General features: G+C 64.4%; 23 protein-coding genes, 1 tRNA gene and 1 pseudogene. 12 read left to right on the plus strand and 13 right to left on the minus strand.

Annotated elements, in window-relative coordinates:
• Nucleotides 1-118: 118 nt before the first annotated feature.
• The gene (locus BMZ25_RS01335) at nucleotides 119-340 is read left to right on the plus strand and encodes a hypothetical protein (protein WP_092687233.1); all 222 of its coding nucleotides are present in this window, start codon (nucleotides 119-121) and stop codon (nucleotides 338-340) included.
• A 146-nt stretch (nucleotides 341-486) separates the two neighbouring features.
• A complete protein-coding gene (locus BMZ25_RS01340; protein WP_092687236.1) occupies nucleotides 487-708 on the plus strand; it encodes a hypothetical protein in 222 nt (73 codons plus the stop codon).
• 88 nt (nucleotides 709-796) lie between these two features.
• On the opposite strand, the gene BMZ25_RS01345 is transcribed toward BMZ25_RS01340, so the two are convergent.
• From BMZ25_RS01345 to BMZ25_RS01385, 11 genes are all read right to left on the minus strand, one after another.
• Complete coding sequence (locus BMZ25_RS01345; RefSeq protein WP_177190354.1) at nucleotides 797-1,630, minus strand: hypothetical protein; 834 nt, start codon at nucleotides 1,628-1,630, stop codon at nucleotides 797-799.
• Nucleotides 1,617-2,213 carry a hypothetical protein gene (locus tag BMZ25_RS01350; RefSeq protein WP_092687239.1) on the minus strand — a complete coding sequence of 199 codons (597 nt, stop codon included), beginning with the start codon at nucleotides 2,211-2,213 and terminating at the stop codon, nucleotides 1,617-1,619. The genes BMZ25_RS01345 and BMZ25_RS01350 overlap by 14 nt, the downstream gene beginning before the upstream one ends.
• A gap of 219 nt (nucleotides 2,214-2,432) precedes the next feature.
• On the minus strand, nucleotides 2,433-3,095 hold the full coding sequence (locus tag BMZ25_RS01355) for a hypothetical protein (protein WP_092687241.1): 663 nt from the start codon (nucleotides 3,093-3,095) through the stop codon (nucleotides 2,433-2,435).
• Nucleotides 3,092-4,081 carry a DNA-methyltransferase gene (locus BMZ25_RS01360; protein WP_092687243.1) on the minus strand — a complete coding sequence of 330 codons (990 nt, stop codon included), beginning with the start codon at nucleotides 4,079-4,081 and terminating at the stop codon, nucleotides 3,092-3,094. Before BMZ25_RS01360 ends, BMZ25_RS01355 begins: the two co-directional genes overlap by 4 nt.
• A complete protein-coding gene (locus BMZ25_RS01365; protein ID WP_092687246.1) occupies nucleotides 4,078-4,719 on the minus strand; it encodes a hypothetical protein in 642 nt (213 codons plus the stop codon). Before BMZ25_RS01365 ends, BMZ25_RS01360 begins: the two co-directional genes overlap by 4 nt.
• Entirely contained in the window at nucleotides 4,719-5,363 is a 645-nt protein-coding gene (locus tag BMZ25_RS01370) for a hypothetical protein (protein ID WP_092687248.1), read from the minus strand. The genes BMZ25_RS01365 and BMZ25_RS01370 overlap by 1 nt, the downstream gene beginning before the upstream one ends.
• Entirely contained in the window at nucleotides 5,360-5,503 is a 144-nt protein-coding gene (locus BMZ25_RS20670; RefSeq protein ID WP_177190355.1) for a hypothetical protein, read from the minus strand. Before BMZ25_RS20670 ends, BMZ25_RS01370 begins: the two co-directional genes overlap by 4 nt.
• Nucleotides 5,500-5,862, minus strand: a complete 363-nt coding sequence (locus tag BMZ25_RS01375; RefSeq protein ID WP_143071484.1) for a hypothetical protein — start codon at nucleotides 5,860-5,862, stop codon at nucleotides 5,500-5,502. Before BMZ25_RS01375 ends, BMZ25_RS20670 begins: the two co-directional genes overlap by 4 nt.
• Nucleotides 5,859-6,371, minus strand: coding sequence for a DUF1937 family protein (locus tag BMZ25_RS20675; protein ID WP_177190356.1), 513 nt, complete (start codon nucleotides 6,369-6,371; stop codon nucleotides 5,859-5,861). Before BMZ25_RS20675 ends, BMZ25_RS01375 begins: the two co-directional genes overlap by 4 nt.
• Nucleotides 6,368-6,829, minus strand: a complete 462-nt coding sequence (locus BMZ25_RS20680) for a hypothetical protein (protein WP_177190357.1) — start codon at nucleotides 6,827-6,829, stop codon at nucleotides 6,368-6,370. The genes BMZ25_RS20675 and BMZ25_RS20680 overlap by 4 nt, the downstream gene beginning before the upstream one ends.
• A 91-nt stretch (nucleotides 6,830-6,920) precedes the next feature.
• Entirely contained in the window at nucleotides 6,921-7,145 is a 225-nt protein-coding gene (locus BMZ25_RS01385; protein WP_092687257.1) for a hypothetical protein, read from the minus strand.
• An 804-nt stretch (nucleotides 7,146-7,949) separates the two neighbouring features.
• Between BMZ25_RS01385 and BMZ25_RS01395 the strand changes: the two genes are divergently transcribed.
• From BMZ25_RS01395 to BMZ25_RS01420, 10 genes and pseudogenes are all read left to right on the plus strand, one after another.
• Complete coding sequence (locus BMZ25_RS01395; RefSeq protein ID WP_092687263.1) at nucleotides 7,950-8,174, plus strand: hypothetical protein; 225 nt, start codon at nucleotides 7,950-7,952, stop codon at nucleotides 8,172-8,174.
• Entirely contained in the window at nucleotides 8,174-8,347 is a 174-nt protein-coding gene (locus tag BMZ25_RS20685) for a hypothetical protein (RefSeq protein ID WP_177190358.1), read from the plus strand. Before BMZ25_RS01395 ends, BMZ25_RS20685 begins: the two co-directional genes overlap by 1 nt.
• Nucleotides 8,347-8,910 (plus strand): hypothetical protein, encoded by a 564-nt coding sequence (locus BMZ25_RS20375; protein WP_143071485.1) that lies wholly within the window; start codon nucleotides 8,347-8,349, stop codon nucleotides 8,908-8,910. Before BMZ25_RS20685 ends, BMZ25_RS20375 begins: the two co-directional genes overlap by 1 nt.
• Nucleotides 8,888-9,265: a hypothetical protein gene (locus BMZ25_RS20380; RefSeq protein ID WP_143071486.1), complete on the plus strand. Its 378-nt coding sequence runs from the start codon at nucleotides 8,888-8,890 to the stop codon at nucleotides 9,263-9,265. The genes BMZ25_RS20375 and BMZ25_RS20380 overlap by 23 nt, the downstream gene beginning before the upstream one ends.
• 34 nt (nucleotides 9,266-9,299) lie before the next feature.
• Nucleotides 9,300-10,310: a hypothetical protein gene (locus BMZ25_RS01400; RefSeq protein WP_092687266.1), complete on the plus strand. Its 1,011-nt coding sequence runs from the start codon at nucleotides 9,300-9,302 to the stop codon at nucleotides 10,308-10,310.
• 12 nt (nucleotides 10,311-10,322) lie between these two features.
• Nucleotides 10,323-10,514 (plus strand): annotated as a pseudogene (locus tag BMZ25_RS21270) (DNA translocase FtsK); the annotation flags it as partial.
• A gap of 81 nt (nucleotides 10,515-10,595) precedes the next feature.
• On the plus strand, nucleotides 10,596-10,871 hold the full coding sequence (locus BMZ25_RS21030; protein ID WP_218142508.1) for a DUF2312 domain-containing protein: 276 nt from the start codon (nucleotides 10,596-10,598) through the stop codon (nucleotides 10,869-10,871).
• Nucleotides 10,871-11,203, plus strand: a complete 333-nt coding sequence (locus BMZ25_RS01410; protein WP_092687271.1) for a hypothetical protein — start codon at nucleotides 10,871-10,873, stop codon at nucleotides 11,201-11,203. Before BMZ25_RS21030 ends, BMZ25_RS01410 begins: the two co-directional genes overlap by 1 nt.
• A 399-nt stretch (nucleotides 11,204-11,602) precedes the next feature.
• A complete protein-coding gene (locus BMZ25_RS21370) occupies nucleotides 11,603-11,884 on the plus strand; it encodes a helix-turn-helix transcriptional regulator (RefSeq protein ID WP_092687274.1) in 282 nt (93 codons plus the stop codon).
• Nucleotides 11,874-12,983, plus strand: a complete 1,110-nt coding sequence (locus BMZ25_RS01420; RefSeq protein WP_092687277.1) for a tyrosine-type recombinase/integrase — start codon at nucleotides 11,874-11,876, stop codon at nucleotides 12,981-12,983. The genes BMZ25_RS21370 and BMZ25_RS01420 overlap by 11 nt, the downstream gene beginning before the upstream one ends.
• A gap of 28 nt (nucleotides 12,984-13,011) precedes the next feature.
• On the opposite strand, the gene BMZ25_RS01425 is transcribed toward BMZ25_RS01420, so the two are convergent.
• Together BMZ25_RS01425 and prfB are read right to left on the minus strand one after the other, a co-directional pair.
• A tRNA-Val gene (locus BMZ25_RS01425) sits at nucleotides 13,012-13,087 on the minus strand.
• Nucleotides 13,088-13,141: 54 nt separating this feature from the next.
• A complete protein-coding gene (prfB, locus tag BMZ25_RS01430) occupies nucleotides 13,142-14,275 on the minus strand; it encodes a peptide chain release factor 2 (RefSeq protein WP_092687280.1) in 1,134 nt (377 codons plus the stop codon).
• Between the last annotated feature and the right edge of the window lie 15 nt (nucleotides 14,276-14,290).

Below are 14,290 nucleotides of genomic sequence, written 5' to 3' on the forward strand. Positions count from 1 at the left end.
CATTTCCTTCAGTTGCCCCCGAACGCAACTTGGCCGCTGCGCCCCGGTTCCGGGGCCGCCCGGGTTTCTTCTCGACATCCACCGCTCGGGCCATCAATCCTCGACACCGGAGGTGAACATGTACGGAATGCACATCAGGATCACCGCGCTCGCCGGCGAGGATTTCGAGCCGGAGTTCTACGTCATGGTCATCGAGACTGAAGGCGCGTCGATCTGCCTGTGGCACGGGACCAGCTACGAGCGCGCGATCCTCGAAGCGGAACGCGGTCGAGAGGACTTCGGCCCGGTCATCGACCAAGTGATCGAGACCTACCCGGACGAGATGCTGCGCGAATTGTAGCCGCGTCCCGACAGAATGCGCCCGAGCGTTTCGGCCGGGCGCGACCGGTTGACTGAACATATACCTCGTGACGAAAGCCCCGAGACGAGCACGCCTCACTGGACATTCGCTCCGATGTCCATCAGGCATCTTCGCCGGAGGCACACATGATTGGCACGCACATCCGTATCACCGCTCTTGCCGGTGATGATCGCCGCCCCGAATTCTTCGTTACGGCAATTGAAGCGGAGGGGATACCGATCTCACTTTGGCAAGGATCGAGCTATGAACGGGCGATCCTCATTGCCGAGAAAGCGCGAGAGGACTTCGGGCCCGTCTACGATTATGTCCCGGAGACCTACCCGTTCGATCCGTTGCGTGAGCGTTGACCCACACCTCAACAAAAAACGCCCGTGCGTTTCCGCCGGGCGCTCTTGTAGATGATAAGATTCTTGTAAGCCCCAGTTCGGGTAAGCGTCAATCATCTTCTTTCGAGGGCCAGAAAGCACCCGGCATCTCCCCGATGAAGACATGGCGCCGCGGACGGTGGACCGGACCAATCATCCGATCCAATGCCCCGGCCAGCGCACGACGCAAGGCATCGCGGTTTCCCGTATCCTTCGCATCCCAGCCGTTCGCCTGCAGCACGTCGGCAATCGTCTTGTCGTGGATGCAGACCATGTCGACCAGGTGACGGTCGGGAATGGCCCGGCGACGCGATGATGGCCGAACCCGCCGAACCTCCAGCGCCACGCCGTTGCCGATCCGGCGGTGCAGCTTTGTGAGCTGCTCACGGTCCCGCAGGACAGCGGTGATGAAATCGCCGCCACCGCCGCCGTCGCTCAGCGTCTCGAGCGACATGCCCCGGATCCCGGCGCTCGCGTGCCGCTCGGTCAGGTCGCGATAGCGCCGCCCCATCGCCACCTGGTCATCCGAGAAGCTGGGGGCTGCGCCCTTCTTACCGGCGGCCTGTGCCATTCGGTCGAAGACGTCGGCGCGGCGCATGCCCTGCCGGCCCTGCCACATGGCATCGCGAACCTCGTCTGTCCCGTCCGCCTTGCGGTGCACCCTGCTCTCGGCGAAGGGGACCGTCTGACCACGGGCCGGTGCGTGCCGGACGATCGCAGGCCCGCACTCTTCCGGCGCCGCGTTCTGCGACATCATCACCCGGAGCGCTGCCTCCTGCGCGGCGCGACGCTCGGCCGGACTGACGGACGTGTCCAGCGCCACGCCCTCGACCGTCTGCGAGAGCCGCGCCCTCCCCTTCGTGTCGACGAAGATCACCGGCTCCATCCGGTCACGCATCTTCATGGGCGGTCTCCCTCTTGTCCTGACCCTGTGCCACCAGCGCCCGCGCGGCGCGTTCGTCCTGCAGGTACGCCTCGAGCCATTCCCGGTCGGCGGCGGACGCGGCGGCCCGCTCGATCCGGTCACCGACCAGCTGGCGCTGGCGCTGGTTGCTGCCCGCGCGTTCCTTGATCTGCGTCATGTCGAAGGCCATCGGCGGACGCCCGTTCGCCCGCAGGAAGCGATACAGCTCGACCAGGTGACCCGAGGCTTCGGCGATCGGCCCTTCTACCGAGGCCAGCCAGCTCGACACGATCCGCTTCTCGGCAAAGGGCGGCGCCTGCAGCCCGTGGGCGAGGTTCCGGATCGTGACCTCCGCCGGCATGACGTTCTGCTGCGGCCCATCGGCGTGATCCATCACGACCTCCGCCAGCGTCAGCAGGTTGGCTTCGTCCATGTAGGCGAGATGATCGATCAGCCGCTTGCGCGCCTGGTCGTGTGCCTCGGCGCTCATCCCGCGCTTGCGCACCAGCCCCGCCTGGTCGAGCCGGTCGAACAGGCAGGACCGGACACGGTCCCGACCAGCTTTCTTCTCTTCACTGTCCATCGCTTGCCTCCTGCTCTTTCTCAGCATGACCCGATTGGATGCTGAGCCGTCCGTTTCAGCCCCGGGCGCCTCGTTCTGTGTCGCTCCTTCCCATTTCGTTTTATTTCCTTTTGTATTCTTTCCTTTACGCAGCACTGTGGAGAACTGTTCGTCACTGTGTGGCACTGTGCGAGAACAGTGCAGAACTGTGGGGCCACAGATTTTAGCTAGTCTCGACAGTCACTTCCGGGCCGAGTTCAACCTTCCCTCTCTCGCCGCGGCATTGAGGCCGTTCTCGATCGAAAGCTTGAGGCCGGGCATGCGCCGCTGGCCGTGGTGATTTTCGCAGAGCCACTCATCGAGCCATGCGATCAGCGCCCCATCCTTGCAGACCGCATCCGAGCAATTCATCTCAGCCAGGGAGGCGCTGAGGCGCCGGCGACGCTCCGCGACCGCCTTCTCCGACTGTGCGGCCTCGCGCTTCTCGCGCCTGTGCAGCGCATCGAGGGCGACCTCGATCACCACCGGGTGTCCGAGTACGATGCGGCCCTCATGGTGATACGGCCGCCAGTTGTGCAGCGGCGAAATGCTTCGCGACCGCAGCTCCGACCAGGCGGCGAGTTCGATCCGCAGTAGCTTCGCGAGCATCATGTCGTTATCCGGCAGCGAGCCGACCGGCGTTTGTTTGCGCGCCACGAAGAACAAGTTCAAAGCGGCCGCCTGCACATCCAGCGGCGCGGTCAGGAACAGCTCCGAGTTCAGCCAGCGGTCGTGCCAGAAGGCCGTGAAGTGATCGGTCGTCAGCTTCGGGTCGCTGAGTTCGGCCGGGTAGTCATCGAGGCCGTCAGTATCGATCGGTCGGATTTGAGAGCGCCGCTCGGGCGCCTGCGTTGCCTGCATCATGCTGTTGCCTCTCGGAAAAAATCCGGCTGCCGCTCACGTTCGCGACGTGCTGCCTCAAGTCGGTGCATTTCCGCCTCTACCCGGTCCTGCGCCATCGCGGCGTAGTCCGGGTTCAGCTCGCAGAGAACGGCGTTCCGTACGTTGCGGAGCGCCACCAGCGCCGTCGTTCCAGCCCCGCCGAACGGGTCCAGCACAGTGCCGCCCACGGGCGACCCGGCGAGGATGCACGGCTCAATCAGGTCTGGCGGGAAGGTGGCGAAGTGCGCGCCGCTGTAGGGCTTCAGGCTAACCGACCAGACGCTCCGGCGGTTACGCATCTCGCGCGGGCCAATCCGGTGCAGACTACCGCCGATGTTCGCGTTGACCCCGCCACGCTGGCCGGGAACGGTGTAGCCGCTCCTGTTGCCAGATGCCCGCCCGGTGGCCGGCTCCTTGATGGCCTCTCCGTCGAAGAAATACCGCCGCGACTTCGACAGCAGATAGATCATCTCATGCGCCGGCGTCGTCCGGTCGGAGACGCTGCAAGGCATCGGGTTTGGCTTGTGCCAGACGATCTCGTCGCGGAGCCACCATCCGTCCGCCTGAAGCGCCAGAGCGACACGGGCCGGTATCATCATCCGGTCCTTCGGCTTCAGACCTTCGGGGCATTTCCGTGCGCGCCTAGGGTGGTTCACAATTCGCGAGCCCTGCCAGGATTCCTCGACCGACTCCGTCTCGCGCCGCCCTTCCGCACCCCACGACCCGGCATAGCTGTCGCCCAGGTTCAGCCAGAGGGTGCCGTCCTCGCGCAGCACCCGGCGAACCTCGCGGAAGACCTCGACCAGCTTACCCACGAAGGCGTACGGGCTTTCCTCGAGACCGATCTGACCATCGACGTCGTAGTCGCGCAGGCCGAAGTACGGCGGGCTGGTGACGCAGGTATGCGCCGACTGCGCCGGCATCATGCGGAGATGGTCGAGGCAATCGCCGGTGCGAATTTCAATCATGCTGCGACCTCGTCTATCTGTCCGCCCCACTGGTCAGCCCATGCGGCCGCCATGCCGGGAAACGTCTTGCTGCGGATCTTCCAGCGGTCAGCGCCTGGCGGCGCGCGGTGCACCATCGACCAGGACTTGTGCTCCGACGTGCCCGGCTCGGGCGGCGTCAGTCTGTCGGTTGGGTGGAGCGGCGGCAGGCCGCGCCGGTAGAGGCCTGTCGCCTTGAAGAACGGATCGCCGAACCACCACGGCTGGACGATCTGCGGCTTGATCCAGTTGCGGACTCGCTCGCGAGCGTGGCCGTGCATGACGGGGTTCTCGACCGCGACGCGCGGGATCGGCGCGTTCAGGCAGTCGGAGAACAACGCGGCGCCCGCGTCCAGTTCGGCCCACATCTCGTCATGCGTACGGCCTGGAGGCGGCGTCTTGAGCCAGCGCACGCCGCTGTTGCACAGGCGCGTGCACGGCGGATTGGAGACGATCAGCAGGTCCCAGCCCCAGTCCAGCACGTTGCGGATGTCGTCCTGTATGTGCCGGTTGGTCGGCTCGTCGGCCGGCAGGATATCGCACTGCCAGGCATCGTGCCCGCGATCGAGGAAGGCGCGCAGCGCAACGCAGCTGGTGGCGCATCCGACGAGCACACGCATCAGCCCAGCCCTCCCGATTCCCAGAGCGCATCGTCGGGCCGCTCGAGGCGCTTCCGGCACTGCGGTATCCAGTGCAGCCGCGTCTCGCCCTGCGGGCGGTCGAATTGCCAGACAAACCAGGCATAGGACGTCGCCGTCGTCGCCAGCGGATCGTACTTGCCCTTCACCATCGGAACGCGCTCGCAGAACTGCAGCACGTCGGTGGGAGGCGTGAGGCTGAACAGTTTCTGATACCGCCCTACGCCCTCGAGAAACGCGCCGCGGACGATCATCGCGACACCCGAGAGGCTCGCCTCGATCGCGGCGCGAATGAAGTCCTCCGCCAGCCGAAACGGCGGATTGGTGATCGTCCAGTCGGCGGACCGGTCGGCACCGGGAAAGAGGTAATCCTCCTGCGGGAAACCGACTCCATAGTCATGGACATCGGACGCCATCACGGTGCCGAAGGCCTCGCCGAGCGGCCGGGCCATGAAACCGCGATTGGCGGCGGGCTCGCGCACCGACAGGTGAAACAGGTTCCAACCCTGCCCCGCCAGCCACTCGCAGAGCGCACGCGTGGCCCAGGGCGGCGTCGGGAAGTCGTCGAGGCTGTCGTGGGCCTCGTGGCGACGCTGCATGACGGCGGTCGAGCGGTTCTGCGTCATGCCAGGCCCCCGAATGCGAAACCGAGATCGAAACCGTCGCGGTCGCCGTGGCGACGGCTAAGGCGCGCCCCGTTGAAGAAGAGCGCGCTGGCACCGGTGCAGCCGAAGGCGGAGACGTAGAGGGCGGTATCGAGGATCATGCGGCGGCCCCCGATCTGCGCCGCGCGACATCTGAGGACCGCTCGCGCTTGGATCTTGACGAAAACAACACGCCGGGGTTCGGGCTCCGAAGCTCTCGCTCGACGAACGCCCGCATGTAGTCGACGTCGACGCCCGCAAGGGCGCAGATCATCGCGAAATCCTCCGACCTGTGCCAGTTGAGCCAATGTGCGCAGTTCAGGCCGACGCGGACGCCGCTCTTTTGCCCGAACTGCATCGATAGCCTCTCATGCAGGACAGCCCACCAGAGACGCCGGTGACCGCGGACGCCATCGGGATCACCAGCGGGCGGACCGGCCGCGCGGGTCAGCCCGCTGTCTCGACGCGCAACAGCCGTCATCGATTGCCCTCCCCGATGCAGTGGACCGGAATGCCGTGCCGAAGCGCCGTGATCGCTTCGCGCCACACGCCTTCGCTCTCGCGCCAGCCGGGCAACGGCGGGATCACGACGAGCTGCGAACGGACGAGCAGCGGGTGAAACCAGGCAGTCCAGAAGCCGTCGTCCATGGGATCGAGGTCGTCGGCGGAACCGGCGGTGAGATCGACTGACAGGACGATTGGCGAGATGGCGGTCACGCCCTCGACAGCGAGCGTTCTGACCCAGCGATGCGCCTTCTCCGCCGTCTCAATCGCGAGCGCCGGGCTGAAGCGGCCAGCGTCGTCGATCACGTGGCGGCGGAAGGGCGTGGCGACGTAGACGAGACGGCCGCGGCCCGCCTCAGTCGAGCGGGACAGCGGCATGTTCGAGTGCATGTGGCTCGGCGCGGCGCGACGAAGAGACGGCCAGTGGATGGCGCTATCCTCCGACAGGCCGAAGAACGGATCTAAGCAGGCGACGGTGTCCGTCATGCGGCGCCCCGCTGCTTTCGCATCAGCGCCTTGTAGCTGAGCAAATACTGGACCGCGTCGTCGATCTCTCGGTCGGCCGCATCCCGGTTGCCCTTGCTGTTGTGCTCGGCGGCGCGAAGCATGGCCGCCTGCGCCTCGCCGAACTCTTTTGCCGTCGCGCCAGCCTGCTCGTAGAGGCTGGTGACATTCGTCTGGACGTCGACAGGCTGGAAGACCCCACCGCCGAGTTCGGCATAGTGTGCGGCCATTTCTGCGGCAGCGAGCGGGCGTGCGGCACATAGCCGGTCCAAGTGGTTTGAACCGAGACCAGGCTCGTGGGCGCGAGCGGGATCAGTGTAGACCGAGAGTGTCGAGACGCTCAGGCCGATGATCCGGCTGACCTCCCGAAGGCCGCCTGCTGCATCATACGCCCGATAAATCGCGTCCTGGATGCTGTCTGGGGAGTTGTTGCGGGGCACGTCGAAAAGCCTCCGTTCTATTTCGATAGACGGGTGTGGACGGGTGTCGCAGGCTCGCCGCATGACAACCCAAGAACATTCCAGCCACTCATCACGACGCTTCGGCCTCGGAGGTATCGAGGAACTCGGCGGGCTCTTCGCCGCCCGGGTCAAAGGTGAAGAGCTGACAATCAGGGGGCGACAGCTCGTGCTGACCGCACAACTGACAAACCAAGAGGTACTTCTTCGCCGGAATGCGGTTGCTCGACTTCATGTTGGAGACCGCCGACGGCTTCACTCCGAGGGCCTCCGCAAACTCGCGGTGACCGATGGCCATAACTATGTCTGCGACGCTACTCATGTCGCGAACATACGCCTCACATTTTGTGAGGTCCAGTCTTCATTTTATTGAATGTTCAACTTTTCTGAGGTAGCGTGCAGATTGCCCCCAAGCAATTCAGGGGGCAGCTCAATGGATTATCAGGCAAAAATGGCCATGACCCGTCTTGGTGACGCATCGAGAGAAGCATGCGCTGTTCGCCTCTCCGCGGCCTGGCTGTCCACCGGCATGAGCAAGACAGACTTCTGCAAGGCAGCTGGCGTCGGCCTTACATCGTTTCTAAACGCTGAAGCTGCACGAAGCTTCCCGTCGAGAAAGGTCATGCTGTACCTCTATAGAGAGCACAGGATAGACTTTAACTTCATACTCCACGGAGACTTCCAACAGCTCCCAGGCGAGGTGCAAGAGCGGCTCATGACCGCCATCTCCGACGTAGAGTCTCAATCGGATCGAAGACGAGATTAAGGTCCAGCCCAAATTTGCTGCGAGCCTTTGTAGCGATCCGGTAGGCTAGTGCCGTCATCTAAGCTCCTAAATGTTCTCGTTTCGTACTAGTTAAGCGACCCCTCCGCTGTCACGAGAAATCTAACTCGCTAATGGCGTGCTCGGTACAATGCGGCGGCACTCGCCCCGTAGCAACTCACATTTTGTGAGTTTCATGTGTTGCACACTCATAAAAAATGAGCTACTACCTCTCCTCAAGCTCGCTAATCCATCGGCTTGACCAAGGCAACAATCCAGGCGGCGCCAAACCATAGCACCGCAACGATATCGGATAGCGCAACACGCAGGAGGTTGCTCATGCACCAGGACACACTCACAGACGCCCTCGACAGGTTCGACGCCATGCACCGTCGCGCCGAGCGCGAGGAGCGCCTCGCTCAGATCGAAGACTGGGCCCTGCCTCTCGGCATCGGAATGGCGATCGGCGCCGCGATCATGCTCATGCTTTTCGCCTGGCAGCCGCAGGCCCGCGCGGCCGACGCCGCCTATCACGCGCCCGCCTGCCCAACGGTGGCCTGCTGATGTCCTGCCGTCCCGACGATATCGCCCGTAGTGACGACGGCTCGATCGAGGCCCAGGACTTGCCGCACCGCGAGCGCTACCGCGTACCGCCCGCAGCACTGTGCATCGGCACCCTGATGGTCGTGCTGACCTTCTGCGCGATCGCGGCCGAGGCCGCGTCGAGGGTGTTCTGATGGCCGAGCGTGACGAGTGGAGCCCGTGGATCGAACACGACGGCAACGGCTGTCCCGTACCGGACGGGACAACGTTGAAGGTGCTTTGCTCCCTGCCGCGCGGGAAGTGGACCTGCATCGTGACCATCGGCGAAAACTATCAACGCCATGAGTGGGATGCGGCAGATCGAGTTTCACTGGGCACGCCGTACGGAATAGTTCGCTACCGCATCCGGCGGTCCAGAAGCTTCGACCTTCTCTTGAACATCGTTCGGGACGCTCACTCACCCGAATCCGCTAACACCGCGCTGGTGAGCCAGCGTATCTCCGGTGGTGCCACAAATTCCACTCACGGACGCTTCTGCGCCGGCATCACCGGACCCTATTTCGACACCGGCGGACACTCCTCACCCGCCGGCTACGCCGCCGCCCCGCTCTCCTCCTCCCTGCGGGGCGGCGGCGGCCTGAATAACCTGCCCGGCTCTCGCGCGTCTCGTGAGACCGGCACCTGCGGGCGGCGGGGCCGCCGTCGCCCGCCTTTTTCTCACACCGGAGACCACGATGCTTGGCCAACCCACAATTGAAGATGCCCAAACGGCAATTTCTCTCGAGCGACAGCGCCAGATCACACAGGAGGGCTGGCATCCTGAGCACGACGACGCGTGGGTGCATGGAGAACTTCTGAACGCAGCGCTTTGCTATTCGCATCACGACATGGACAGCGCGGAAGCGGGGAGTAGCGGCAAGCCCCCGAGCCGGTGGCCGTTCGATCCGGCCTGGTGGAAGCCGAAAGATCGCCACCGCAACCTGGTACGCGCCGGGGCGCTTTGCCTGGCCGAGAAGGAGCGTTGTGAGCGCGCGAGACTTCCAACGGGAGAAGCCGATCGTGAGCTTGATCGGATTGTCCGGGAGATCGCTGCGCGTGGTGGTGCCACCTGATCACCTGTCCATCCAAGTAGCAGGAGGAGCCGCCATGCCGCACGACCTCGAAGAGTTCACCGCCAAGATATCCGCGCAGAAGTCGCGGCTGTCGCTGATGGAGAGCGTGGCATCAGAAACCCGGGCGTTCGAGGCGAAGCTGATCGACCTCGGGGCCCCGGTCCAGGTCGACGTGTCGAACGCCGGGCTTCTGATCGATATCCGGTTCGAGGACACGCTCGCCCTGCCCGCCCCGGCGCCGGAGCCACAGCCTGAGGCCACCGCGGCGCCGGAGCCGGAAGCTTCGATCGAGACGGCAGCTGAAGAAGCCGTGCCCGGAAAGACCGAGGATCCGGCCCCCGAGCCGCAGAAGCGCTCGGACGTCAGCACGAAGGCTGAGCCCGGACAGTACGCCACCGGCCCGCTGACCGCGGAAGAGAAGGCGCAGGTTCTGGAGATGTACGACCGCGACGTCCCGGCCGGGCGCATCGCATCGGCCCTCGGTCGCGATCCGCGCGGGTTCTACCACAAGGTCAAGTCGACGCTGAGCAAAAGGGATGCCGAAAAGCGCAAGGCGGCGACAGAGAAGCGCGGCAAGGGCAAGCCCCAAGCGCAACCGAAACCGGCCGAGAGCGGGCCCGTCATAGCGGACGAGCAACCGAAAGCGATCGATGCGCAACCGGAAGAGCCGGAAGCGCAACCTATAGAAGCCAGCGCGCCGCACGAAGTTAGCGAGGACGCGTCAGAAGCCGATGCACTCGCCGACTTGGACGAAGCCGACGCCGCACCCGCCGCCAGCGCCACCGAGATGTCGCGCAGTCAAGGCGAGGAAGTCGCGCGCCTTCGGGCCCTGCCCAAGATGCCCGGCTGGACGCCGCAGCGGGACCTGGACCTCGCGACGCACATCTTCCGCGGCGCGTCCTTCAAGGCGGCCGCTGCGGCCCTGAAGACGGCCGAGGACCGCGTGCGCGAGCGCTGGTGGCAGTTGCACCGCGACCGGACGCTGGACGGCCAGGAACGGCTGCACCGCGCCCTGAAAGAGATCGCCGAGACGGAGGCCGGATAAGTGGAAGCCCACATGACCATCCCTTCCCAAGACAACGACAGCGAAGACCTGTTCCGGCGCGCCGCGGCTGTCGTCGTCAGCGAACGAAAAGCATCGACGAGCCTGATCCAGAGGCGGCTCGGCATCGGCTACAACAGGGCGGCCCGGCTGATCGAGCGGATGGAAGAGCAAGGCATCGTGGGCGCGCCCGATCATGTCGGGAAGCGAGAAGTCGCGACGCGCGAAACCATCCAGGCGGCGATCGATATCTCGTCGATCGTTCGTAGCGATAGTGAGGCACCGCGCATGCGCGAGACGCCAGAAGACGTTGAGGTTCGGGACAAGGCCTACCGCGTCACCGGCGAGGAGCTCCGCCAGTTTGTCGAGCGCTACGAGCGCCTTGAGCAGGAGAAGAAAGACATCGCCGAGCAGCAGAAGGAGGTCATGGCCGAGGCCAAGGGGCGCGGCTACGACACGAAGATCATCAGGAAGGTGATCGCCCTGCGCAAGCGCGAGCCCGACGACATCGCCGAGGAAGAGGCGGTGCTCGAGATGTACAAGCAAGCGCTGGGGATGAGCTGATGTCGGAGCAGTCCTTAACCGACAGCAGGTTCTGGCTCCTGATGCCCCTCAGACAACGAACGCTGAAGGCCCACCTCGAGAAGATGCTCGAGGAGATGCCGGACAAGTACCGCGGCGATCGCTACCTCAGGCCAACCACCAAGGCCGCAATGATTGAACTAATCCAGAAAGGCCGCGACCGCTACTGGAACGACCAGCAGTCGCGGGCGCCGGCAGCCTTATCTCGACCGGGTCGGCATCGTCGCAGGAAGGTCGCTGCCGACCTCTGCGACATCCCCGCCAGTGAATGCAACGAGTGGCTCCGGTCGCTCCCCGAGCCGAACCTCTCCTAGGAGATCATCATGACCACGAAGAACCCTCTCGGCCCGCGGCTCTGGGGCTACGCACAAACCGGACCACTTCCGGTGCTCGCGCCGCTGAGGCTCGAAGCGCCGAAGAAACCGTCCCGCTAAGGAGCAGGGGCAGGAACAATGATTCTAGGAGAGACATACACTGATCGCCAAGAGCGTGAAGACGTGTGGAAGAAACGCTATGCCCTCCTACCCGTTCAGCTTTTCGATGGCCGGTGGATTTGGCGCGAGACGTACTGGGTTCGAACGTCCACGCTTTCACCCAACAGCTACGGCGTTTTTCTGAGGCCGGTCATGCAGCGCTTCTTATCGATCCCTCAATCACCAACCCCTGAGCAGCGGCGCAAGAGCCGCCCCGGTCGAGCTTGAAGGAACGGAGCAATGCCCGCACAGCACATCAGGGAGCGAGAGAGCGCGCACCAGGCTGCACCACCGGCCAAGCCGCGCCTCGTCGGCTACGTGAGTGACACGAGGCTGGCGGAGCTGCTAGATTGCTCGGCATCCACGATCCGGGACTACTGCAAGCGCGGCCTTCTGCCGAAACCCTACCGAATCGGCGGCATGACACGATGGAAATGGACCGAGGTCGAGACAATGATCGAGGGACGCACGGGGTCAGGTGAAGAAGAGGACCCCATCTTGAGAGCGAGCCGTGGCACCTGACATCCGCCTTGATCGATACGTCCAGCGCAAGACGAAGCGCGGCCGCGAGTATTTCTTCTTTCGCATCGTCCGCGACGGGAAGGAACGCCGGTGGCCACTGCCCCATCCGTTCGAGGACGGATACCGCAAGGCGTATCGCAAGGCGTGGGAAGAGTGCTTCGGCGTGAACCTCGCGGAGATCGAGAACCCGCACGGTTTCGAGGCGCTGATCCGAAAGCACAAGGAAAGCGCCAAATACAACGGCCTATCGAAGGACTCTAAGAACCTACGTAACATGGCATGCGACCTGGTTCTGGATCGCTGGGGCGACTTCTTGCCATCCGCCATTCGTCCCATTCACGCTCAGGCGCTCTATGACAGCCTGGCCGACCGGCCGGCGACGGCGAACCGACGACTGGACGACATCAGCGCGCTGTTCAGCTGGGGCAAGCCGCGCGGCTTCGCCGACATCAACCCGTGCGAAGGCGTCGAGCGCGTCGTGTCCGAGGGCAGCTATGAGCCTTGGCCAGAATGGGCGCTCGAGAAGCTGTTTAAGCAAGGCAAGCCGCACATCCTGAAGCCGGCCCTCGGGGCGATCTACACCGGCCAGCGCCGGGGCGACCTACTTCACCGCTTCACCGCATCCCGGATCCGGGACGGGCTATGGACACCGAAACAGGGAAAGACCGGCACACCCGTCCCGATCCCGCTACACCCCGTTATGCTGGCGATGGTCGAGGAGCACCGCGAGTTGATGAAGAAGCGCGGCATCATCGATCCCGACGCACCGATTTTCGAGAACAGCCGCGGAAAGCCTTGGGGCAGCGGGTTCGGCGCCAGCTGGTCGAAAGAGCTCACCAGGTTGAAGCTGCATGTCGTCGAGCCCCGCCTGACGTTCCACGGACTGCGCACCACCAACGCGACGCTGATCGCCTCGGCAGTCGCGAAAAGCCCCGAGCTCTACGGCGGCATCGAACGCGTCCGGGCCATGCTGGGGCACCTGTCGAAGCGCATGTCCGAGCACTACGCACGTCGCGCAGAAGTAGAACAAATGAACACCGAGTCGGTGCTACTTTTGCCCGATTTTGGGAACCACTTAGGCGAAATTGGGAACCGCTGACGCACGCGACCTGCTAAGTCATTGATTTTGGTGGGTGGTGAGGGACTCGAACCCCCGACATCTTCGGTGTAAACGAAGCGCTCTACCAGCTGAGCTAACCACCCGGACGCCTGCCTTTAGCGCCCAAACCGGGCGCGAGGCAAGGGCCTAAACGACCGTCAGCCGCCGGCCTGCGCCTCGGCCTCGGCGCGGGACTTGCCGGTGACGTCGAGCGCCAGCGTCGCGGCCATCAGCGCATCGAGATCACCGTCGAGCACGCCCTGCGTGTCCGACGTCTCGTGCCCCGTCCGCAGGTCCTTCACCATCTGGTAGGGTTGCAGCACGTAAGAGCGGATCTGGTTGCCCCAGCCGGCCTCGCCCTTGTTCTCGTGCGCCTCGTTGATGGCGGCGTTCCGGCGGTCGAGCTCCTGCTGGTAGAGCCGCGATTTCAGCGCCTTCATGGCGATATCGCGGTTCTGGTGCTGCGATTTTTCCGAGCTGGTCACGACGATGCCGGTGGGAATGTGCGTCATCCGCACCGCGGAGTCGGTCGTGTTGACGTGCTGGCCGCCCGCGCCGGACGAACGGAACGTGTCCACCCGGATGTCAGACGGGTTGATGTCGATCTCGATGTTGTCGTCGACGACAGGGTAGACCCAGACCGACGAGAACGACGTGTGACGGCGCGCGGCGCTGTCATAGGGCGAAATCCTCACCAGCCGGTGCACGCCGGATTCGGACTTGAGCCAGCCATAGGCGTTGTGCCCCGAGATCCGGTACGCGGCCGACTTGATGCCCGCCTCGTCGCCCTCGGAAATCGACTGAAGCTCGACCTTGTAGCCCTTCTTCTCGGCCCAGCGGACATACATCCGCGCCAGCATGTTCGCCCAGTCGCACGATTCCGTGCCCCCGGCGCCGGCATTGATTTCGAGGTAGGTATCGTTCGCGTCGGCCTCGCCGTCGAGCAGCGCCTCGATCTCGGCCGCGGCGGCCCGCTGGCGCAGGTCCTTCAGCGACCGTTCGGCCTCGGCGATGACCTCTTCGTCGCCCTCCGCCTCGCCAAGCTCGATCAACTCGATGTTGTCGGAAAGCTCCTGCGCCATGCCCTTGTAGCGGTCCATCGCGTCGACCAGCGACTGGCGGTCGCGCATGAGCTTCTGCGCCCGGTCCGGATCGTTCCAGAGCTCGGGGTCCTCGGTCATCGCGTTGAACTCTTCCAGGCGGTGACCGGCAGTCTCCCAGTCCATCCGCTGGCGCAACAGGGCGAGCGACTTCTCGATCGCCTCGACATTGTTCTGTGCCTCTGCCCGCATGTCGCTGTCCTTTCT

It is taken from the genome of Tranquillimonas rosea (assembly GCF_900111315.1).
GTDB classification, from domain to species: domain Bacteria; phylum Pseudomonadota; class Alphaproteobacteria; order Rhodobacterales; family Rhodobacteraceae; genus Tranquillimonas; species Tranquillimonas rosea.